18 protein-coding genes are annotated in these 12,626 nt (G+C 62.7%); 8 read left to right on the top strand and 10 right to left on the bottom strand.

Features of this window, described 5'->3' with window-relative positions:
- Window positions 1-136: 136 nt before the first annotated feature.
- The 8 genes from ACESNB_RS05890 to ACESNB_RS05855 all read right to left on the bottom strand — a co-directional run bounded on the left by ACESNB_RS05890 (window position 137) and on the right by ACESNB_RS05855 (window position 6,746).
- Window positions 137-1,483: an ATP-dependent RecD-like DNA helicase gene (locus ACESNB_RS05890; protein WP_373005244.1), complete on the bottom strand. Its 1,347-nt coding sequence runs from the start codon at window positions 1,481-1,483 to the stop codon at window positions 137-139.
- Between the two features lie 101 nt (window positions 1,484-1,584).
- Window positions 1,585-2,481: an alpha/beta hydrolase gene (locus tag ACESNB_RS05885; protein ID WP_373005241.1), complete on the bottom strand. Its 897-nt coding sequence runs from the start codon at window positions 2,479-2,481 to the stop codon at window positions 1,585-1,587.
- A gap of 11 nt (window positions 2,482-2,492) precedes the next feature.
- The gene (locus ACESNB_RS05880) at window positions 2,493-2,939 is read right to left on the bottom strand and encodes a GNAT family N-acetyltransferase (RefSeq protein ID WP_373005238.1); all 447 of its coding nucleotides are present in this window, start codon (window positions 2,937-2,939) and stop codon (window positions 2,493-2,495) included.
- An 18-nt stretch (window positions 2,940-2,957) separates the two neighbouring features.
- Window positions 2,958-4,364 carry a dihydrolipoyl dehydrogenase gene (gene lpdA, locus ACESNB_RS05875; protein WP_373005235.1) on the bottom strand — a complete coding sequence of 469 codons (1,407 nt, stop codon included), beginning with the start codon at window positions 4,362-4,364 and terminating at the stop codon, window positions 2,958-2,960.
- 92 nt (window positions 4,365-4,456) lie between these two features.
- Window positions 4,457-4,828 carry a hypothetical protein gene (locus ACESNB_RS05870; RefSeq protein WP_373005232.1) on the bottom strand — a complete coding sequence of 124 codons (372 nt, stop codon included), beginning with the start codon at window positions 4,826-4,828 and terminating at the stop codon, window positions 4,457-4,459.
- A 65-nt stretch (window positions 4,829-4,893) separates the two neighbouring features.
- Complete coding sequence (locus ACESNB_RS05865) at window positions 4,894-5,532, bottom strand: hypothetical protein (protein ID WP_373005229.1); 639 nt, start codon at window positions 5,530-5,532, stop codon at window positions 4,894-4,896.
- Window positions 5,533-5,620: 88 nt separating this feature from the next.
- Window positions 5,621-6,172, bottom strand: coding sequence for a hypothetical protein (locus ACESNB_RS05860; RefSeq protein WP_373005226.1), 552 nt, complete (start codon window positions 6,170-6,172; stop codon window positions 5,621-5,623).
- A 43-nt stretch (window positions 6,173-6,215) separates the two neighbouring features.
- Complete coding sequence (locus tag ACESNB_RS05855) at window positions 6,216-6,746, bottom strand: glutathione S-transferase family protein (RefSeq protein WP_373005223.1); 531 nt, start codon at window positions 6,744-6,746, stop codon at window positions 6,216-6,218.
- A gap of 92 nt (window positions 6,747-6,838) precedes the next feature.
- On the opposite strand from ACESNB_RS05855, the gene ACESNB_RS05850 reads away from it, so the two are divergent.
- Entirely contained in the window at window positions 6,839-7,096 is a 258-nt protein-coding gene (locus ACESNB_RS05850) for a helix-turn-helix transcriptional regulator (RefSeq protein WP_373005220.1), read from the top strand.
- Window positions 7,097-7,465 (top strand): helix-turn-helix transcriptional regulator, encoded by a 369-nt coding sequence (locus tag ACESNB_RS05845; RefSeq protein WP_373005217.1) that lies wholly within the window; start codon window positions 7,097-7,099, stop codon window positions 7,463-7,465.
- A gap of 26 nt (window positions 7,466-7,491) precedes the next feature.
- Here the strand turns inward: ACESNB_RS05845 and ACESNB_RS05840 are convergent, their stop codons facing one another.
- Window positions 7,492-8,139 (bottom strand): methylated-DNA--[protein]-cysteine S-methyltransferase, encoded by a 648-nt coding sequence (locus tag ACESNB_RS05840; protein ID WP_373005214.1) that lies wholly within the window; start codon window positions 8,137-8,139, stop codon window positions 7,492-7,494.
- Window positions 8,140-8,191: 52 nt separating this feature from the next.
- Here ACESNB_RS05840 and ACESNB_RS05835 point away from each other — a divergent pair, with 52 nt between their 5' ends.
- Together ACESNB_RS05835 and ACESNB_RS05830 are read left to right on the top strand one after the other, a co-directional pair.
- A complete protein-coding gene (locus ACESNB_RS05835) occupies window positions 8,192-8,965 on the top strand; it encodes an SDR family oxidoreductase (protein ID WP_373005211.1) in 774 nt (257 codons plus the stop codon).
- Between the two features lie 58 nt (window positions 8,966-9,023).
- Window positions 9,024-9,395, top strand: coding sequence for a VOC family protein (locus tag ACESNB_RS05830; RefSeq protein WP_373005208.1), 372 nt, complete (start codon window positions 9,024-9,026; stop codon window positions 9,393-9,395).
- Here the strand turns inward: ACESNB_RS05830 and ACESNB_RS05825 are convergent.
- Complete coding sequence (locus ACESNB_RS05825; RefSeq protein WP_373005205.1) at window positions 9,385-10,626, bottom strand: MFS transporter; 1,242 nt, start codon at window positions 10,624-10,626, stop codon at window positions 9,385-9,387. The genes ACESNB_RS05830 and ACESNB_RS05825 overlap by 11 nt on opposite strands.
- Before the next feature lie 156 nt (window positions 10,627-10,782).
- Between ACESNB_RS05825 and ACESNB_RS05820 the strand changes: the two genes are divergently transcribed.
- Genes ACESNB_RS05820 through ACESNB_RS05805 form a run of 4 tightly spaced genes read left to right on the top strand, consistent with a single transcriptional unit; the run spans window position 10,783 to window position 12,490 of the window.
- Complete coding sequence (locus ACESNB_RS05820) at window positions 10,783-11,076, top strand: YggT family protein (protein ID WP_373005202.1); 294 nt, start codon at window positions 10,783-10,785, stop codon at window positions 11,074-11,076.
- Window positions 11,077-11,079: 3 nt separating this feature from the next.
- The gene (locus ACESNB_RS05815; RefSeq protein ID WP_373005199.1) at window positions 11,080-11,361 is read left to right on the top strand and encodes a DUF167 family protein; all 282 of its coding nucleotides are present in this window, start codon (window positions 11,080-11,082) and stop codon (window positions 11,359-11,361) included.
- On the top strand, window positions 11,358-12,245 hold the full coding sequence (gene folD, locus ACESNB_RS05810; RefSeq protein WP_373005197.1) for a bifunctional methylenetetrahydrofolate dehydrogenase/methenyltetrahydrofolate cyclohydrolase FolD: 888 nt from the start codon (window positions 11,358-11,360) through the stop codon (window positions 12,243-12,245). The genes ACESNB_RS05815 and folD overlap by 4 nt, the downstream gene beginning before the upstream one ends.
- Window positions 12,242-12,490, top strand: coding sequence for an HNH endonuclease (locus ACESNB_RS05805; protein WP_373005194.1), 249 nt, complete (start codon window positions 12,242-12,244; stop codon window positions 12,488-12,490). The genes folD and ACESNB_RS05805 overlap by 4 nt, the downstream gene beginning before the upstream one ends.
- Window positions 12,491-12,626: the final 136 nt, after the last annotated feature.

Genomic DNA, 12,626 nt, shown 5'->3' with positions numbered 1-12,626 from the left:
GCCGCCACGGCACGTTCGCGAAGATCAACGGAATAGTACTTGCCCATGGTGATAAACCTCCTCTTCCAGTCCGGAAACTGAATCAGAGTTCGAAGTGTCTGGGAATCCGTCCGATTCTGTCAAAGACAGAACCGCTCTAGATGAGAGCACTGTCTTCCTTGGCGAAACGGGCCAGGAGATAGGCATCTGTATCCTCGATGGTCTCCAGTTTCCCGAACGCGAAGGCCTCGCGGTCGAGCACGAGGTCACGCGGGCGCAGTTCGCGGCTGATCTCCAGCCCCTCCAGCGTGCGTGCGCGGGAGAAGGCGACATAGGCCTGCCCATGGGCAAACATGCCGCTGTCGAAATCAATGAACACCTTGTCCAGCGTCAGGCCCTGCGCCTTGTGGATCGTCACGGCATAGGCAAGGCGCAATGGTACCTGCTTGAACGTGCCGACGACTTCGCGTTTCACCTTCTTGGTTTCCGGGTCGAGTTCGTAACGGTACTTTTCCCAGGCCGACGGCTCGATCTCATAGACCCGGCCTTCGATCGACACGATCACCGTTCGCCCTGAAAAGCCTTCGACCGTCGCCAGCGAGCCATTGACCCAGCGCCCTTCGGGATCATTGCGGATCAGCATGACCCGCGCGCCTTCCTTCAGTTCAAGATCGGCCTCGGTGGGAAAGGATTTCTCGTCGAACTGTCCCTGCACCTCGGCGGGGAATATCTTGGGTTTGGTGGCCAAACCGGCGAGGCGGGCCTGATTTATCCGGTTGGCATTGGCATTGTTCGGCGTCAGCACGACATGCGTCTCCGAGGCATCGACGGCGCTGCGTGACGACACCACGCTGCGCAGCACAGCCTCGTCCATCGGCGTGACCCGCCCCGTGCGCAACGCGCCCAGAAGGGCGAGGAAGCGCGGGTCTTCCTGCCGGAACACATGTTTCAGCGCCAGCAAGGCAAACTCGGCTTCCTTGAACGCGCGGGCGTTGAAGAAATAGCTCCCGCCATAGCGTTGCTGCAGGATCGGCGCCTCACTGTTGGAAACGACCGGGGGCAATTGGTGCAGGTCGCCCGACAGGATCATCCGCACGCCACCGAACGGGCGCTTCGACATGCGGTTGAGTTTAAGGCTACGATCAATCGCGTCCAGCATGTCGGACCGGACCATCGAAATCTCGTCGATGATCACCGTTTCCACGGCCTTGATCAGGCGGGTCGAGCGCAGCCGTTTGATATCGGTAGGCTCGACCAGGCGCGGGGGCAGCTTGAAGAAGGAATGGATCGTCTGGCCGCCGGCATTCATCGCTGCCACACCTGTCGGCGCAAGGATGACGGCCTTTTCACCGGCTCCCGCCAGGAACTTGCGCAGCATCGTGGTCTTGCCGGTTCCCGCGCGCCCGGTGAGGAACAGGTTGCCCTGTGCGCCGGCGCCGGAGGCTACCCATTTGGCGGGCGCGGCATAGAGGGTTTCGGGATCTGAAGCAGGCGTCTCGGTCATGTCCCCGCTTAACGGGGTTTTTCCTCATTGGCGAGGGCAGGGTGCGTTTGGTCACGTGGCTCGACCGGATGCAATCGCTCATGCGAGCGGCTGAATAATTCCTAACGGCCCAGCTGCGCGGCCCCCCAAGCCCCGATCCGCGCAATCGCGGCGCGCGAGTCGGCGAGAAAGGGATAAAAGGCTTGGAACACGTGGGGCATGTGTGGCCAGCATTCGAGCGTGACCGCGACATCGGCGGCCCCGGCGCGTTCCGCCACGGCCACACTGTCTGAATAGAGCACTTCGGCCGTGCCGACCTGGACCAGCATCGGTGGCATGCCGGTGAAGTCGCCGTAGGCTGGCGAGACATAAGGATCGTCAGTATTGCCGTCTGCACCCAGATACTGGTCGACATACCAGTTCAACGCCTCGCGGCTGACCATGAGGTCTGCCTCAGCCTTGGTGTCGTAGCTTGATCCGACTTGGTTCAGATTGGCCCATGGCGACAGCAGCACAAGGCCGGCCGGCATGGCCAGGCCCGTATCGCGCGCCTTCATGGTCGCTGCGAGCGCAAGGCCGCCGCCCGCGCTGTCGCCTGCGATGATGACGTCGCCCGGCGTATGCGTTTGCAGGAGTTCACGATAAGCGGTAACGGCATCGTCGACCCCCGCGGGAAATCTGCCCTCGGGGCCCATGCGATAATCGAGTGACCATGCGTTTGCGCCCATGGCGTCGCAGATATGCGAGACGATGCCGCGATGGGTCTCCGGACTGCCGATGACATATCCGCCGCCATGGAGGTACAGTAGCGCCTTGCCCGCGACGGCGGCCGGTGGTCGGAAGGCAAGCGCTGGTCGCCCGCCGAGCGTCGTTTCCGAAATCTCCACCGTTTCCAGCGCAGTCATGGCCGCCGTTGCGGCCAGCATCCCGGCACGTCGTTCTTCGACCGTCGCGTTTGGATCGCTTGCGACCGAACTCCCGCGCAGCATGGCGTTGATCTGATCAATTCCGAGATCCATGACCGAACCTTTCAAGGGCTGATGAGCCGAACCTGCGCACCGGAGCGCGAAGGCTTCGCATCGGCCATGACATGCCAGCCCAGTTTTTCATAGGCATGACGCGCCGGCATGTTCTGTGTGTCGACGTCAAGGGTCAGGGGCTTTCCGGCCTCGGTGCGGGCGATATCAAGCAGGCCGCGCCCTACCCCGCACAGGCGCCAGTCCTCTTGCACGAACAGGTGGTCGACATAGCCAGTCGAGACATTCACAGTCAGGAAACCGATCACGCCGGCTGACGGCTCGACAGCGACCAGAACGCGAGCGCTGGCAAAGGCATTTTGCAGGGCGGGCAAAAAGGCCTGCCACTCACCCCGCCACGGAAAGGCGCGAAGACAGTCCCGGAAGATGCGCAGGCATGGTACACGGTCGTTCCTGACGAACGGCCTGATGTTCCACCCGGCTCCGGCATGCGTGTACATGCCGGAAGCATAGTCCGACTACATCTGCATCGTCCAGCCTTCGACACCCATGGCCGCCTGACGGACAGCTTCGGAGAGTGTCGGGTGGGCATGGCTGGTGCGGGCAACGTCTTCAGACGCGGCGCCGAATTCCATCGCGACGCAGATTTCGGCAATCAATTCACCGACGCTAACGCCGATCATATGCGCCCCCAAAATCCTGTCAGTGCCCTTTTCGGCGAGGATCTTCACGAAGCCGACGGTCTCGTGATTGGTGCGCGCGCGCGCGTTGGCCATGAAGGGGAACTTGCCTTTGACATAGTCGACGCCAGCGGCTTTCAGTTCTTCCTCGTTCTGGCCGACCCAGGCGATCTCCGGATTCGTGTACACGACGCTCGGCACGAGATTGTAATCGACATGGCCTGCCTTGCCGGCAATCAGTGCTGCAACCGCTGCGCCGTCGTCCTCGGCCTTGTGCGCCAGCATCGGTCCCGGAATGCAGTCTCCGACCGCCCAAACACCGTCTGCCACTTTGAATTGGCCTTCCACGGGCTGGATCACGCCGCGCTTGTCGGGGCTGACGCCAATGCTCTCGAGACCAAGGCCTTCCGTAAACGGTCGGCGTCCGACAGCAACGATCACGACATCGGCATCAATCGTCTCGCTGTCGCCGCCCTTGGCGGGCTCCATGCTGAGCTTCAGCTTGCTCTTCAGTTTATCGACACCTGTGACTTTCATGCCAAGGCGGAAGTCGAGGCCTTGTTTCTTGAACGCCTTCTGGGCTTCCTTCGCCACTTCTGCGTCGGCAGGCGGCAGGATCCGGTCGAGATATTCGACGACTGTCACTTCGGAACCGAGGCGCGCCCAGATCGAGCCCATCTCAAGTCCGATCACGCCGGCGCCGATCAGCACCAGCCGCTTCGGCACGGAGGTCAGCGACAATGCGCCCGTATTCGTGACAACACGCTCTTCGTCGATCGCGATGCCGGGGAGGTTGGTCGGCTCGGAGCCTGTGGCAATCACGATATTCTTCGTTTCCAGCACGGTTTTCTTGCCGTCCGCGCCGGTGACTTCCACCTTGCCCTTGCCGACAATCTTGCCCTTGCCGTGGACGCGATCGACCTTGTTCTTCTTCAGCAGGAACTCGACGCCCTTGGTCAGGCCGTCCACAGCCTCTTCCTTCTGGGCCATCATCGTTGGCAGGTCGAGTTCCAGCTTGCCGACCTTGATGCCCATGCCGGCAAAGTCGTTCTGTGCCGACGCATACATCTGCGACGCATGCAGCAGGGCCTTGGACGGGATACAGCCGACATTCAGGCAGGTGCCGCCCAGTTTGCTGTGCATCTCGATACAGGCGGTCTTCAGACCAAGCTGTCCGGCGCGAATGGCGCAATTGTAGCCGCCTGGGCCGCCACCGATAATGACGACATCATAGGTCTCTGACATGGGATTTTCTGCCTTGCTGAAGGAGCCTCTACGGCGAGTGCTTGCAACCTAGGCATTTTGGGTGCGAAATCAATGCGGCGGCTGATGCGCTTTCAGGCTTTCCGCCGCTTGATTACAAAAAGGGCAATCGTGAGGGCGATCAGGACCGCCGAGAAAATCGCCTCGTCCATCCACATGTTCGAATCCACGCCGGATGCGGCCATCAGGACCGGCAACAGGAGGAACAGGACTGTACCGAGGGCAGCGAGCAGTGCGCCGCCCGCGCGTTGCGCCAGGGCGAGGAGGGCGCCAATCAGGATAATTGACGCGCCGAGGATGCGAATCAGGCTGGTCGGGGGTTGCAGCAGGGCGTCGCCCAGTGGGCTGCCCCGGCCAGTGATCATGATCACTGCCGACAGGCCCTGCCACAATAGCCAGGCAGACAGCAGCGTCAGCGCGGCGGCTGCTAGTGTTCTGGAATTCATCTCGACGTGCCTCCCATGGCCTCCGCCTCATTTTAGGCTGTAGCGGGAGAATCGGCAATCACCAATCAGAACAGGCGGATGGTGCGCGGCTCGTTGCGTTTTGCGTTCATGCGGCGGCCGTGCGCGGCGAAACTCGCTCGCTGGCGCGCAATGGCTGCAGGCACGAACACGGGCTTCGGCGGCGCGGCGCGGGGACGGACGACGGCGACCGTGGGTTCGGGGAAAGGGGCGGCAGGGACGAGGTCGGGCGCGACGGCGGCCGGGGCAACGGCCTCGGGCTGCATCACGCGGACCGGTGCCCGCTTGCGAAGTTCATACACGGCGCTCAACAGCAGGACAGCGCCGATCGCGGCCCCTGCCACGGCGCCTTCAGCGATGCTCGGATCCTGCCACCAGCCGCTTTCGAAGCTGACAAGATAGACCGTCGGGAATCCGGCGCAGAGGCCCATGACGTACCAGAGCACACCGCCGCTGCGGCGTCCGGAAATCATCACGGCAGAGCAATAGAAACAAAGCGCGGCGAGCAGGTAGGGCGCGCCATAGGTAATGCCGAGCGCCCGCCAGTCGACGGCGTCGAGGCCGCTCGCGATATCGTCCTGCACCATCCAGCTGACCAGCATCATGATCGATGGCCAGCGCACAGCCGACAGCGCGCCAAACGCGAAGGCGATGGCATAGAGGGCGATCAGCGAGGCAATGAGCATGCGGAGCATCCAATATGGTTACCATGGCGGCGGTATATGCCGGCTGAACAGGATGTTGCGAATTTCATCAATCGGGCCCGATTCACGCCTACGAACTGATGATCAGGGCTGGTAGGGCCATAACGGCCGACTGGAGCAGCCCGGTCATGATGAAGGCGTCAGCATCCGACTTGGGCTGCCAGGCCAGGAATGTCAGCGAATAGAGGAAATAGGGCCAGGCAAAGATCAGGCCCGACTGCAGGCCCGCGCCGATGCTGAACAGGACCAAGAAGACCAGCGCCGATGCACCGGCGGCATGCCAATAGGTCGGCGTGATGCGCCTCAGCCTGGCCAATAGGGCCCAGATCACCAGCGTGGACAAGATGGGCCAGATCACGAGCACGCCGATCATCGGAGGGCCTGTCCGGTCGCGGGCATCAGGTGCGGCACTTTCCGGCATGAGCAGACTTGTTAGCGTGGCAACAAGTATGGTGCCCAATACAGCCGCAGCGAAGGCCTTCACCAGATATAGGATCCGTGGCACGTCGATCTGCGTCATGAATTGCAGGTATTTCAGCACGACATGCTCTCCCGTACCCCCATGCACAGCAGCCTGCGCATCCCCGTGAACGCGCAGGCTGTCCATGTAGAGGCGTGACAAAAACAGAAACGGTGTCAGGCTTGCGAGTTACGCGTCACCTGGATCAGACCATTTCCGACACTGGCCAGCGATTTTTCGCGAAATATTGTGTTGTCATCCGTTCCATATAGCCGACGAGGTTCGTGTGATCACGTACGAGGTCAGACAGCGGCGTTTCGAAGAATTCGGTCGCGCAGGAAATCAGTACGGCCGAAACGCTGGCATCAGCCGCTGTCGGTCTGTCCCCGAACAGGAAGGGCTTGGCGGCCAGCTGGATCGCCAGGGCCTGCAGGTCCCATTCTGCGAGTTGCATCCGCTCGAGGGCCCGGCTGGCTGCGCGCTGTTCATCCGTCAGGCCGGCATCCAGTGATTTGCCGAGCATTCTTTCAAAGTGTGCCCGGATGAAATTGCTGACCTGTACGAGGGTATCGCCATCCATCACATAGGGCGCCTTGTGTTTCGGCACTGATTCCAGGTCGGCGATGGCGCGGTCGAAATCGAGCCCCAGCATCTGCAGCTGGATATCCGTTTTCATCACGTAATTGCTGGGCGAGGGGCAGTCGAACAGCGGGCCCCATCCATAAAGCGTAATCATTGTCAGTCTCCGTATCGTGGTTGCGATAGGGGCTTGATACGCGAAGCCTGCTGACAGCATGGTTTCAGTAGTATGGCGGTAGGATCCGTAAAATGAGACGCACCGAACGCATGTTCCAGATCATCCAGGTCCTGGGCCGCCACCGTGCGCCGGTGACCGGACAGGCGCTTGCCGAAGAACTGGAAGTCTCGCTGCGTACGCTCTACCGCGACATGGCCGAGTTGATCGCCCAGCGCGTGCCGATCCGGGGTGAGGCGGGCACCGGTTATGTTCTGGAAGACGGCTACGACATGCCGGCGCTGATGCTGACGGCGGACGAGCTGGAAGCCGCCGTGCTCGGCGCGCAATGAGTGGCCGCGCGCGACCTGATCGCCAAGCTGACAGTTGCCGTGCCACGCGAGCTGCAGCCGGTGATTGTCGATTCCGGCCTCGTCCCGGTCAGCTACCGTGAGCGCCCGAAAGACAATTTCGACGTCGCGCTGGTCCGCAGGGCGATCCGGGGACAGACGAAAATGGCCATCGGCTATGCTGACGAGACGGGCAATGTTACGCGCCGTGTCATCTGGCCCTTCCTGCTCGCCTATTGGGACCAGGTCCGACTCATCGGCGCATGGTGCGAATTGCGCCAGGATTTCCGCCACTTCCGGACCGACCGCGTGTGCCGCGCCGAAACACTGGGCCGCTTTCCGGAACGCATCACGACGTTGCGCCGCAAATGAGAGCAACAGCGCCGCCGCGCACCCGATTAGTCGAACAGGCCCGGCAGCATCGGCGCGGCTCCGTCGGCATCAGCGCGTTCCAGCTGCAGCATGTGCCGCTTGGTCGCCCGGCCACCATAGGCCGAGAATCCGCCAATCTTTCCGGACGCCGCCAGCACCCGGTGGCAGGGCACGATCAGTGGCCAGGGATTCTTGCCCATCGCGGCCCCGATCGCCCGCGCGGCGTGCGGATCGCCAAGCGTCTTCGCCAGCGCGCCATACGTGGTCGTTTGCCCCCAGCCGACCTTGCGCAGGGCGGTATAGACCTGCGCGTTGAAGGCGCTTGCCCGGCCCATGTCGAGTGCAACATCGGTAAAGTCGATGGCCTCGCCGTCGAAATAGGCGCGCATGCACCCCGCGCAATTCTGGATCGACCGGGGCAGCGTGTCGGTCCATCTCGCCGAGGCGCCCCCGCCGAGCCGCGTCTCGGTGGCCGCCTCGCTGGCCTCTGGCAACTGGACCTGGACGAGGCCCGCAGAATTCCACGCCAGTCCGCACGGGCCAATGGCCGTATCAAACAAGTGGAAATGGGCTTCTGCCCGATCAGGATCAGCGCCCTGTGTCATGTCCGGCAGGATCACTCCGAATGGCTCGAGCATCAAGCGGATTCCGGAAAGAATGAGTTTGGCCCCCATCACTTTCGCCTGCTAGGGAGAAGGCCACAGAAAAAATTGAGAGGAAACAGGTATGGGCAGGGTTCAGGGAAAAATGGCACTCGTCACCGGCGGCGCACAAGGCCTCGGTGAAGCGATCAGCAAGATGCTGGCAAAAGAAGGTGCCAAGGTCACGCTGACGGATGTGAACGGCGCGGGAGCCGAAAAGGTCGCCGCCGAGATCAATGCCGCGCATGGCGCCGGCACCGCCTTCGCCTTCCAGCATGACGTCACAGACGAAGCCCAGTGGCAGGAGGTCCTGAAAGCCGCGCATGCGGCGATGGGCGGGCTCAACGTACTCGTCAACAATGCCGGCATCGGCTCGCTCGGCAGTGTCGAGGACGAGACCTATGACATGTTCAAGAAGGTCCAGACGGTCGACGTCGATTCCATCTTCCTCGGCTGCAAATATGCGATCCCTCTGATGCGCGACCATGGCCTGGGTTCGATCGTCAATATCTCGTCGATCGCCGGCATCATCGCGAGCGGCAACTATGTGGCCTACAACACGGCCAAGGCTGCGGTGCGCCACCTGTCGAAATCCATTGCCCTGCATTGCGCCAAGACCGGCGGCCAGATCCGTTCCAACTCGGTCCACCCGGTTTTCATCAACACGCCGATCCTCGACCGGACCAAGGAAATGTTCGGCGAGGACAAGGCGCTCGAAAAACTCGGTCGCCAGATACCGCTCGGCAAGGTCGGCGAGCCCGACGATATCGCCTATGCGGTTCTCTATCTCGTCTCGGACGAGAGCAAGCTGGTGACCGGCTCCGAGCTCCTGGTCGACGGCGGAATTTCAGCCCAATAGGGGCTGGTTCAGAACACACGTTCATGATATGTTCTTCTCTTCAATTGGGGAGAAGGACATGATTGGATATGTAACTTTAGGGGTGTGCGACCTCGCCCGTGCCGCCGAATTCTACGACGCGATTGCCGCTGAAATGGGCACGCCGCGGATGATGGAATTCGACACGTTCATTGCCTGGGGCACGCCCGACGGCCCGGCCGGAATCGCTGCAACGCTGCCCTTTGACGGCCAGCCGGCGACGACTGGCAACGGCACGATGGTGGCCCTGCAGGCAAAGGACAAGGACCAGGTCCACCGGATCTACAAGATCGCCATGGCGCATGGCGGCACGGACGAAGGCCCGCCGGGGCCGCGCGGCGACAGCGGCTTCTATGCTGCCTATTTCCGCGATCCGGACGGCAACAAGCTCAACGCCTTCATTATGGGTTGATCGGGCGGCGCGCCGTGACGACGAAGGCGTAGACGGCCAGTATGCCGACAACGCTAGCGGATGCCACGAGCGGCAAGCTTGGCATGATGGAATACAGCGTGGCGCCGATCAGCGGCCCGAAGATAAACCCTGCAGGCGGCGCCGCTGCCAGAAGCGCAGCGGCCGAGCCCTGTTCCTCGCGTGAGACCGACAGGCTGCCGAGCGCGTTGGCCGACGGTACGGCCAGCGCCGCGCCCACACCCACGACAAGAAAGCTCAGGCACATCGCCCAGAAGGGGTGGAACGTGTCCGCGCAGACATAGCCAATGGTCACAAGGCTGAGTCCGATGGGCAGGATACGGCGCGGATCCGGCTTGCGGGGCGCGATATAGCCGAATTGCACGACGATCATCGAAAAGGCGAGGCAGGAGAAGATGATGCCGGTGAAGAGGACCGCCATTTCACCTGCGGAACGTGCGGCGGTGTCGACGAATTCGTAGCGGTCTTCAATGAACCAGCCAACGGTCTGCTGTATCATCCCGATGGCCACGAAATAAACGAACAGGAACATCAGGTGCGGCCGCACGCGGGCATCGGTGAAGGCGAGCGGTTTCGGCCGGTGGCTCTCGCGCACCCGGTCGCGGCTGCGCGGCAGGACGAAAGCCAGGATGACGCCGACCACCAGATTGAGGATGATCGTGCCCCAGAGTGGCACCAGCGCGCCAAACGGGGCCAGAACAGCAGCGCCGGCCGGGCCGAGGATCGAGCCGACACTCATCGCCGCGCCCAGCATGCCGAGACCACCGGCGCGGGTCATTGTCGTCGTCGCGTCCGTCATCGCGGCCATCGAGGCGGGCTGCAGGCCCGGCGAGAGCAGGCCGAACCAAATCCGCACGAACACCAGCAGGAAGAATGTCGTCATCCCGGTCACGACGCCCGCCAGTGCGGCGCTCAGCGCGAACAGGAAGGCCATGTTGGTCAGGCCCATGGCGAACAGGGAAAAGACCATCACGCGCTTGCGGCCCACCCGGTCCGCGATCCGGCCCCAGATCGGGATCATGATCGTGTAGATCACGGTCGACAGCGTCAGGATGCCCGCCACCTGGATTTCGGTCAGCCCGGCCTTGCGGGCCAGGGGCGCCACGACCACGAAATTGATCGTCATGCCGGCGCCCATGGCGACCATGGCCAGAGCGATCATCCCCTGTTGCAGGCGGGTCAGCGGGCGAAGGGGTGTTTCTGTTTCAATCATACCCGTGTGCCCTCCCGCGGCATCCTCCAGAGCTAATCCGGCACCGGCCCGATGCAAACCATGTCGCAGGGTAAAGCGACAGCGCTGACCTTGCATCCCCTTACCAACACATCCTAAGTGACACTTTGAAGCCACCTTGTTTCCGGAGAGTTTTCAATGCGCGCAATACTGGACGTCATCCTGTTTCTCCTGACCATCGCGAAATGGATCATCATCGTCCAGGCCGTCATGTCCTGGCTGGTCGCGTTCAAGGTCCTGTCGATCCAGAACCCCACCGTGCGCAGCATCTGGGGCGGCCTCGAGCGGATCACCGAACCGGTCTACGCGCCGATCCGCCGAATCCTCCCTCCGCTCGGCGGGCTCGACCTGACGCCCATGGCCGTGCTCCTGCTCATCTTCTTCCTGCGGCGCCTGATCGTTCGCTACGGCTTCACGATCGCGCCCTTCTAGCGCATGCATCGGCTCGCCGTCCGCGTGCAGCCAAATGCGTCGGCCGACCGGATTGAAGGCCCCGAAACGGATGCTGCCGGACGCACCTATTTCCGGGTGCGCGTCCGTGCCGTTCCGGAAGACGGCAAGGCCAATGCGGCAGTCGAAAAACTCATCGCCAGGCATCTCGGCGTGCCGAAGTCTGCCGTCAGGGTGGTGACGGGCGGCAAGAACCGGCTAAAAGGCCTTGAGATTGACGGGCCGCCGGATCTGGCGGCCGTACTGGCAGGGATGATGCGGGAATGAGTGCGAAACGGATCGACGGAACCGGTGTAGCCGCCGAGGTGCGGGCGAAGGTCGCCAGCGCTGTGAGCCAGCTACCCGGCCAGCCCGGACTCGCGGTCGTTCTGGTCGGTGACGACCCCGCCAGCCAGGTCTATGTCCGCTCCAAGGTCCGGCTCACGGAAGAGGCGGGCATGGTCTCGGTCCATCACCAGCTGCCCGCCACTGCCACACAGGCCGAGGTCGAAGACCTGATTGCACGGCTCAATGCCGATGACAGCATCGATGGCATCCTGCTGCAGCTGCCCTTGCCCAAGGGCCTTGACGAGCACCGCGCGATCGAGTGCATCGACCCGGACAAGGATGTCGATGGCCTGACGGAAGTGTCCGCCGGTCGCCTCGTGCTCGGCAAGCCGGGCCTGCGCTCGTGCACGCCGGTCGGCTGCGTCATCCTCGCGAAAAGCGCGCTGGGCGACGATCTCTCCGGCAAGCATGTCGTCGTGATCGGCCGCTCGATCCTCGTCGGAAAGCCGGCCGCGCTCCTCTTCCTAGCGGAAAACTGCACCGTCACCATCGCTCACAGTCGCACCGCCGACTTGCCCGCCATCTGCCGCCAGGCCGACATTCTGGTCCCCGCCGTCGGGCGTCCGAACATGGTCAAGGGTGACTGGGTCAAACCCGGCGCCACGATTGTCGATGTCGGTATCAACCGCGTGCCGGCACCCGAAAAGGGTGAAGGCAAGACGCGCCTCGTCGGCGATGCCGATTTTGCCGATTGCGAACCCGTTGCCGCCCATATCACGCCGGTGCCGGGCGGCGTCGGCCCGATGACCATTGCCTGCCTCCTGCGCAACACGGTGCTCGCAGGCTGTGCGCGGCGCGGCTGGCCGGTGCCGGACGGCCTGTGAGCCAGGAATTCGCGCCACCCGCAACGAAACTGTTCCAGCGCCTCTGGCAGGCACAGGGCGGTAATTGCGCCCTGTGCGGCAAACCCATGCCGTCCACTAGGTTCACGGTCGGCCACGCCACGGTCTGGAAAAAACAGCGCCCGACCTTCGACCATATCCACGCCCTCGCGCGCGGCGGACCGGATGATGAGACCAACCTCCAGCTCGGCCACGCCGTCTGTAACAAGCGCAAGGGGCGGGGCTAGAGCATCCCTCTCCAAATGTGAATCGCGGAGGATTCCCAATTGGACTGGTTTGTGATTCCCTCGTCTTGGAGGTGGATCATGGGCAAGAGTTATTCTCAGGATATTCGCAGTCGGGTGATCAAGGCGGTTGCCTTGG

Origin of the sequence: Hyphomonas sp., assembly GCF_041689225.1 — a bacterium.
Classification (GTDB): domain Bacteria; phylum Pseudomonadota; class Alphaproteobacteria; order Caulobacterales; family Hyphomonadaceae; genus Hyphomonas.
This window is presented reverse-complemented; position numbering and strand designations above follow the sequence as displayed.

What these genes read in the sequence shown, in the direction of transcription:
- ACESNB_RS05890 (WP_373005244.1), bottom strand. Translation starts at nt 1,483, where the DNA reads ATGACCGAGACGCCTGCTTCAGATCCCGAAACCCTCTATGCCGCGCCC.
- ACESNB_RS05885 (WP_373005241.1), bottom strand. Translation starts at nt 2,481, where the DNA reads ATGGATCTCGGAATTGATCAGATCAACGCCATGCTGCGCGGGAGTTCG.
- ACESNB_RS05880 (WP_373005238.1), bottom strand. Translation starts at nt 2,939, where the DNA reads ATGTACACGCATGCCGGAGCCGGGTGGAACATCAGGCCGTTCGTCAGG.
- lpdA (WP_373005235.1), bottom strand. Translation starts at nt 4,364, where the DNA reads ATGTCAGAGACCTATGATGTCGTCATTATCGGTGGCGGCCCAGGCGGC.
- ACESNB_RS05870 (WP_373005232.1), bottom strand. Translation starts at nt 4,828, where the DNA reads ATGAATTCCAGAACACTAGCAGCCGCCGCGCTGACGCTGCTGTCTGCC.
- ACESNB_RS05865 (WP_373005229.1), bottom strand. Translation starts at nt 5,532, where the DNA reads ATGCTCATTGCCTCGCTGATCGCCCTCTATGCCATCGCCTTCGCGTTT.
- ACESNB_RS05855 (WP_373005223.1), bottom strand. Translation starts at nt 6,746, where the DNA reads ATGATTACGCTTTATGGATGGGGCCCGCTGTTCGACTGCCCCTCGCCC.
- ACESNB_RS05850 (WP_373005220.1), top strand. Translation starts at nt 6,839, where the DNA reads ATGAGACGCACCGAACGCATGTTCCAGATCATCCAGGTCCTGGGCCGC.
- ACESNB_RS05840 (WP_373005214.1), bottom strand. Translation starts at nt 8,139, where the DNA reads ATGGGGGCCAAACTCATTCTTTCCGGAATCCGCTTGATGCTCGAGCCA.
- ACESNB_RS05835 (WP_373005211.1), top strand. Translation starts at nt 8,192, where the DNA reads ATGGGCAGGGTTCAGGGAAAAATGGCACTCGTCACCGGCGGCGCACAA.
- ACESNB_RS05830 (WP_373005208.1), top strand. Translation starts at nt 9,024, where the DNA reads ATGATTGGATATGTAACTTTAGGGGTGTGCGACCTCGCCCGTGCCGCC.
- ACESNB_RS05825 (WP_373005205.1), bottom strand. Translation starts at nt 10,626, where the DNA reads ATGATTGAAACAGAAACACCCCTTCGCCCGCTGACCCGCCTGCAACAG.
- ACESNB_RS05820 (WP_373005202.1), top strand. Translation starts at nt 10,783, where the DNA reads ATGCGCGCAATACTGGACGTCATCCTGTTTCTCCTGACCATCGCGAAA.
- ACESNB_RS05815 (WP_373005199.1), top strand. Translation starts at nt 11,080, where the DNA reads ATGCATCGGCTCGCCGTCCGCGTGCAGCCAAATGCGTCGGCCGACCGG.
- folD (WP_373005197.1), top strand. Translation starts at nt 11,358, where the DNA reads ATGAGTGCGAAACGGATCGACGGAACCGGTGTAGCCGCCGAGGTGCGG.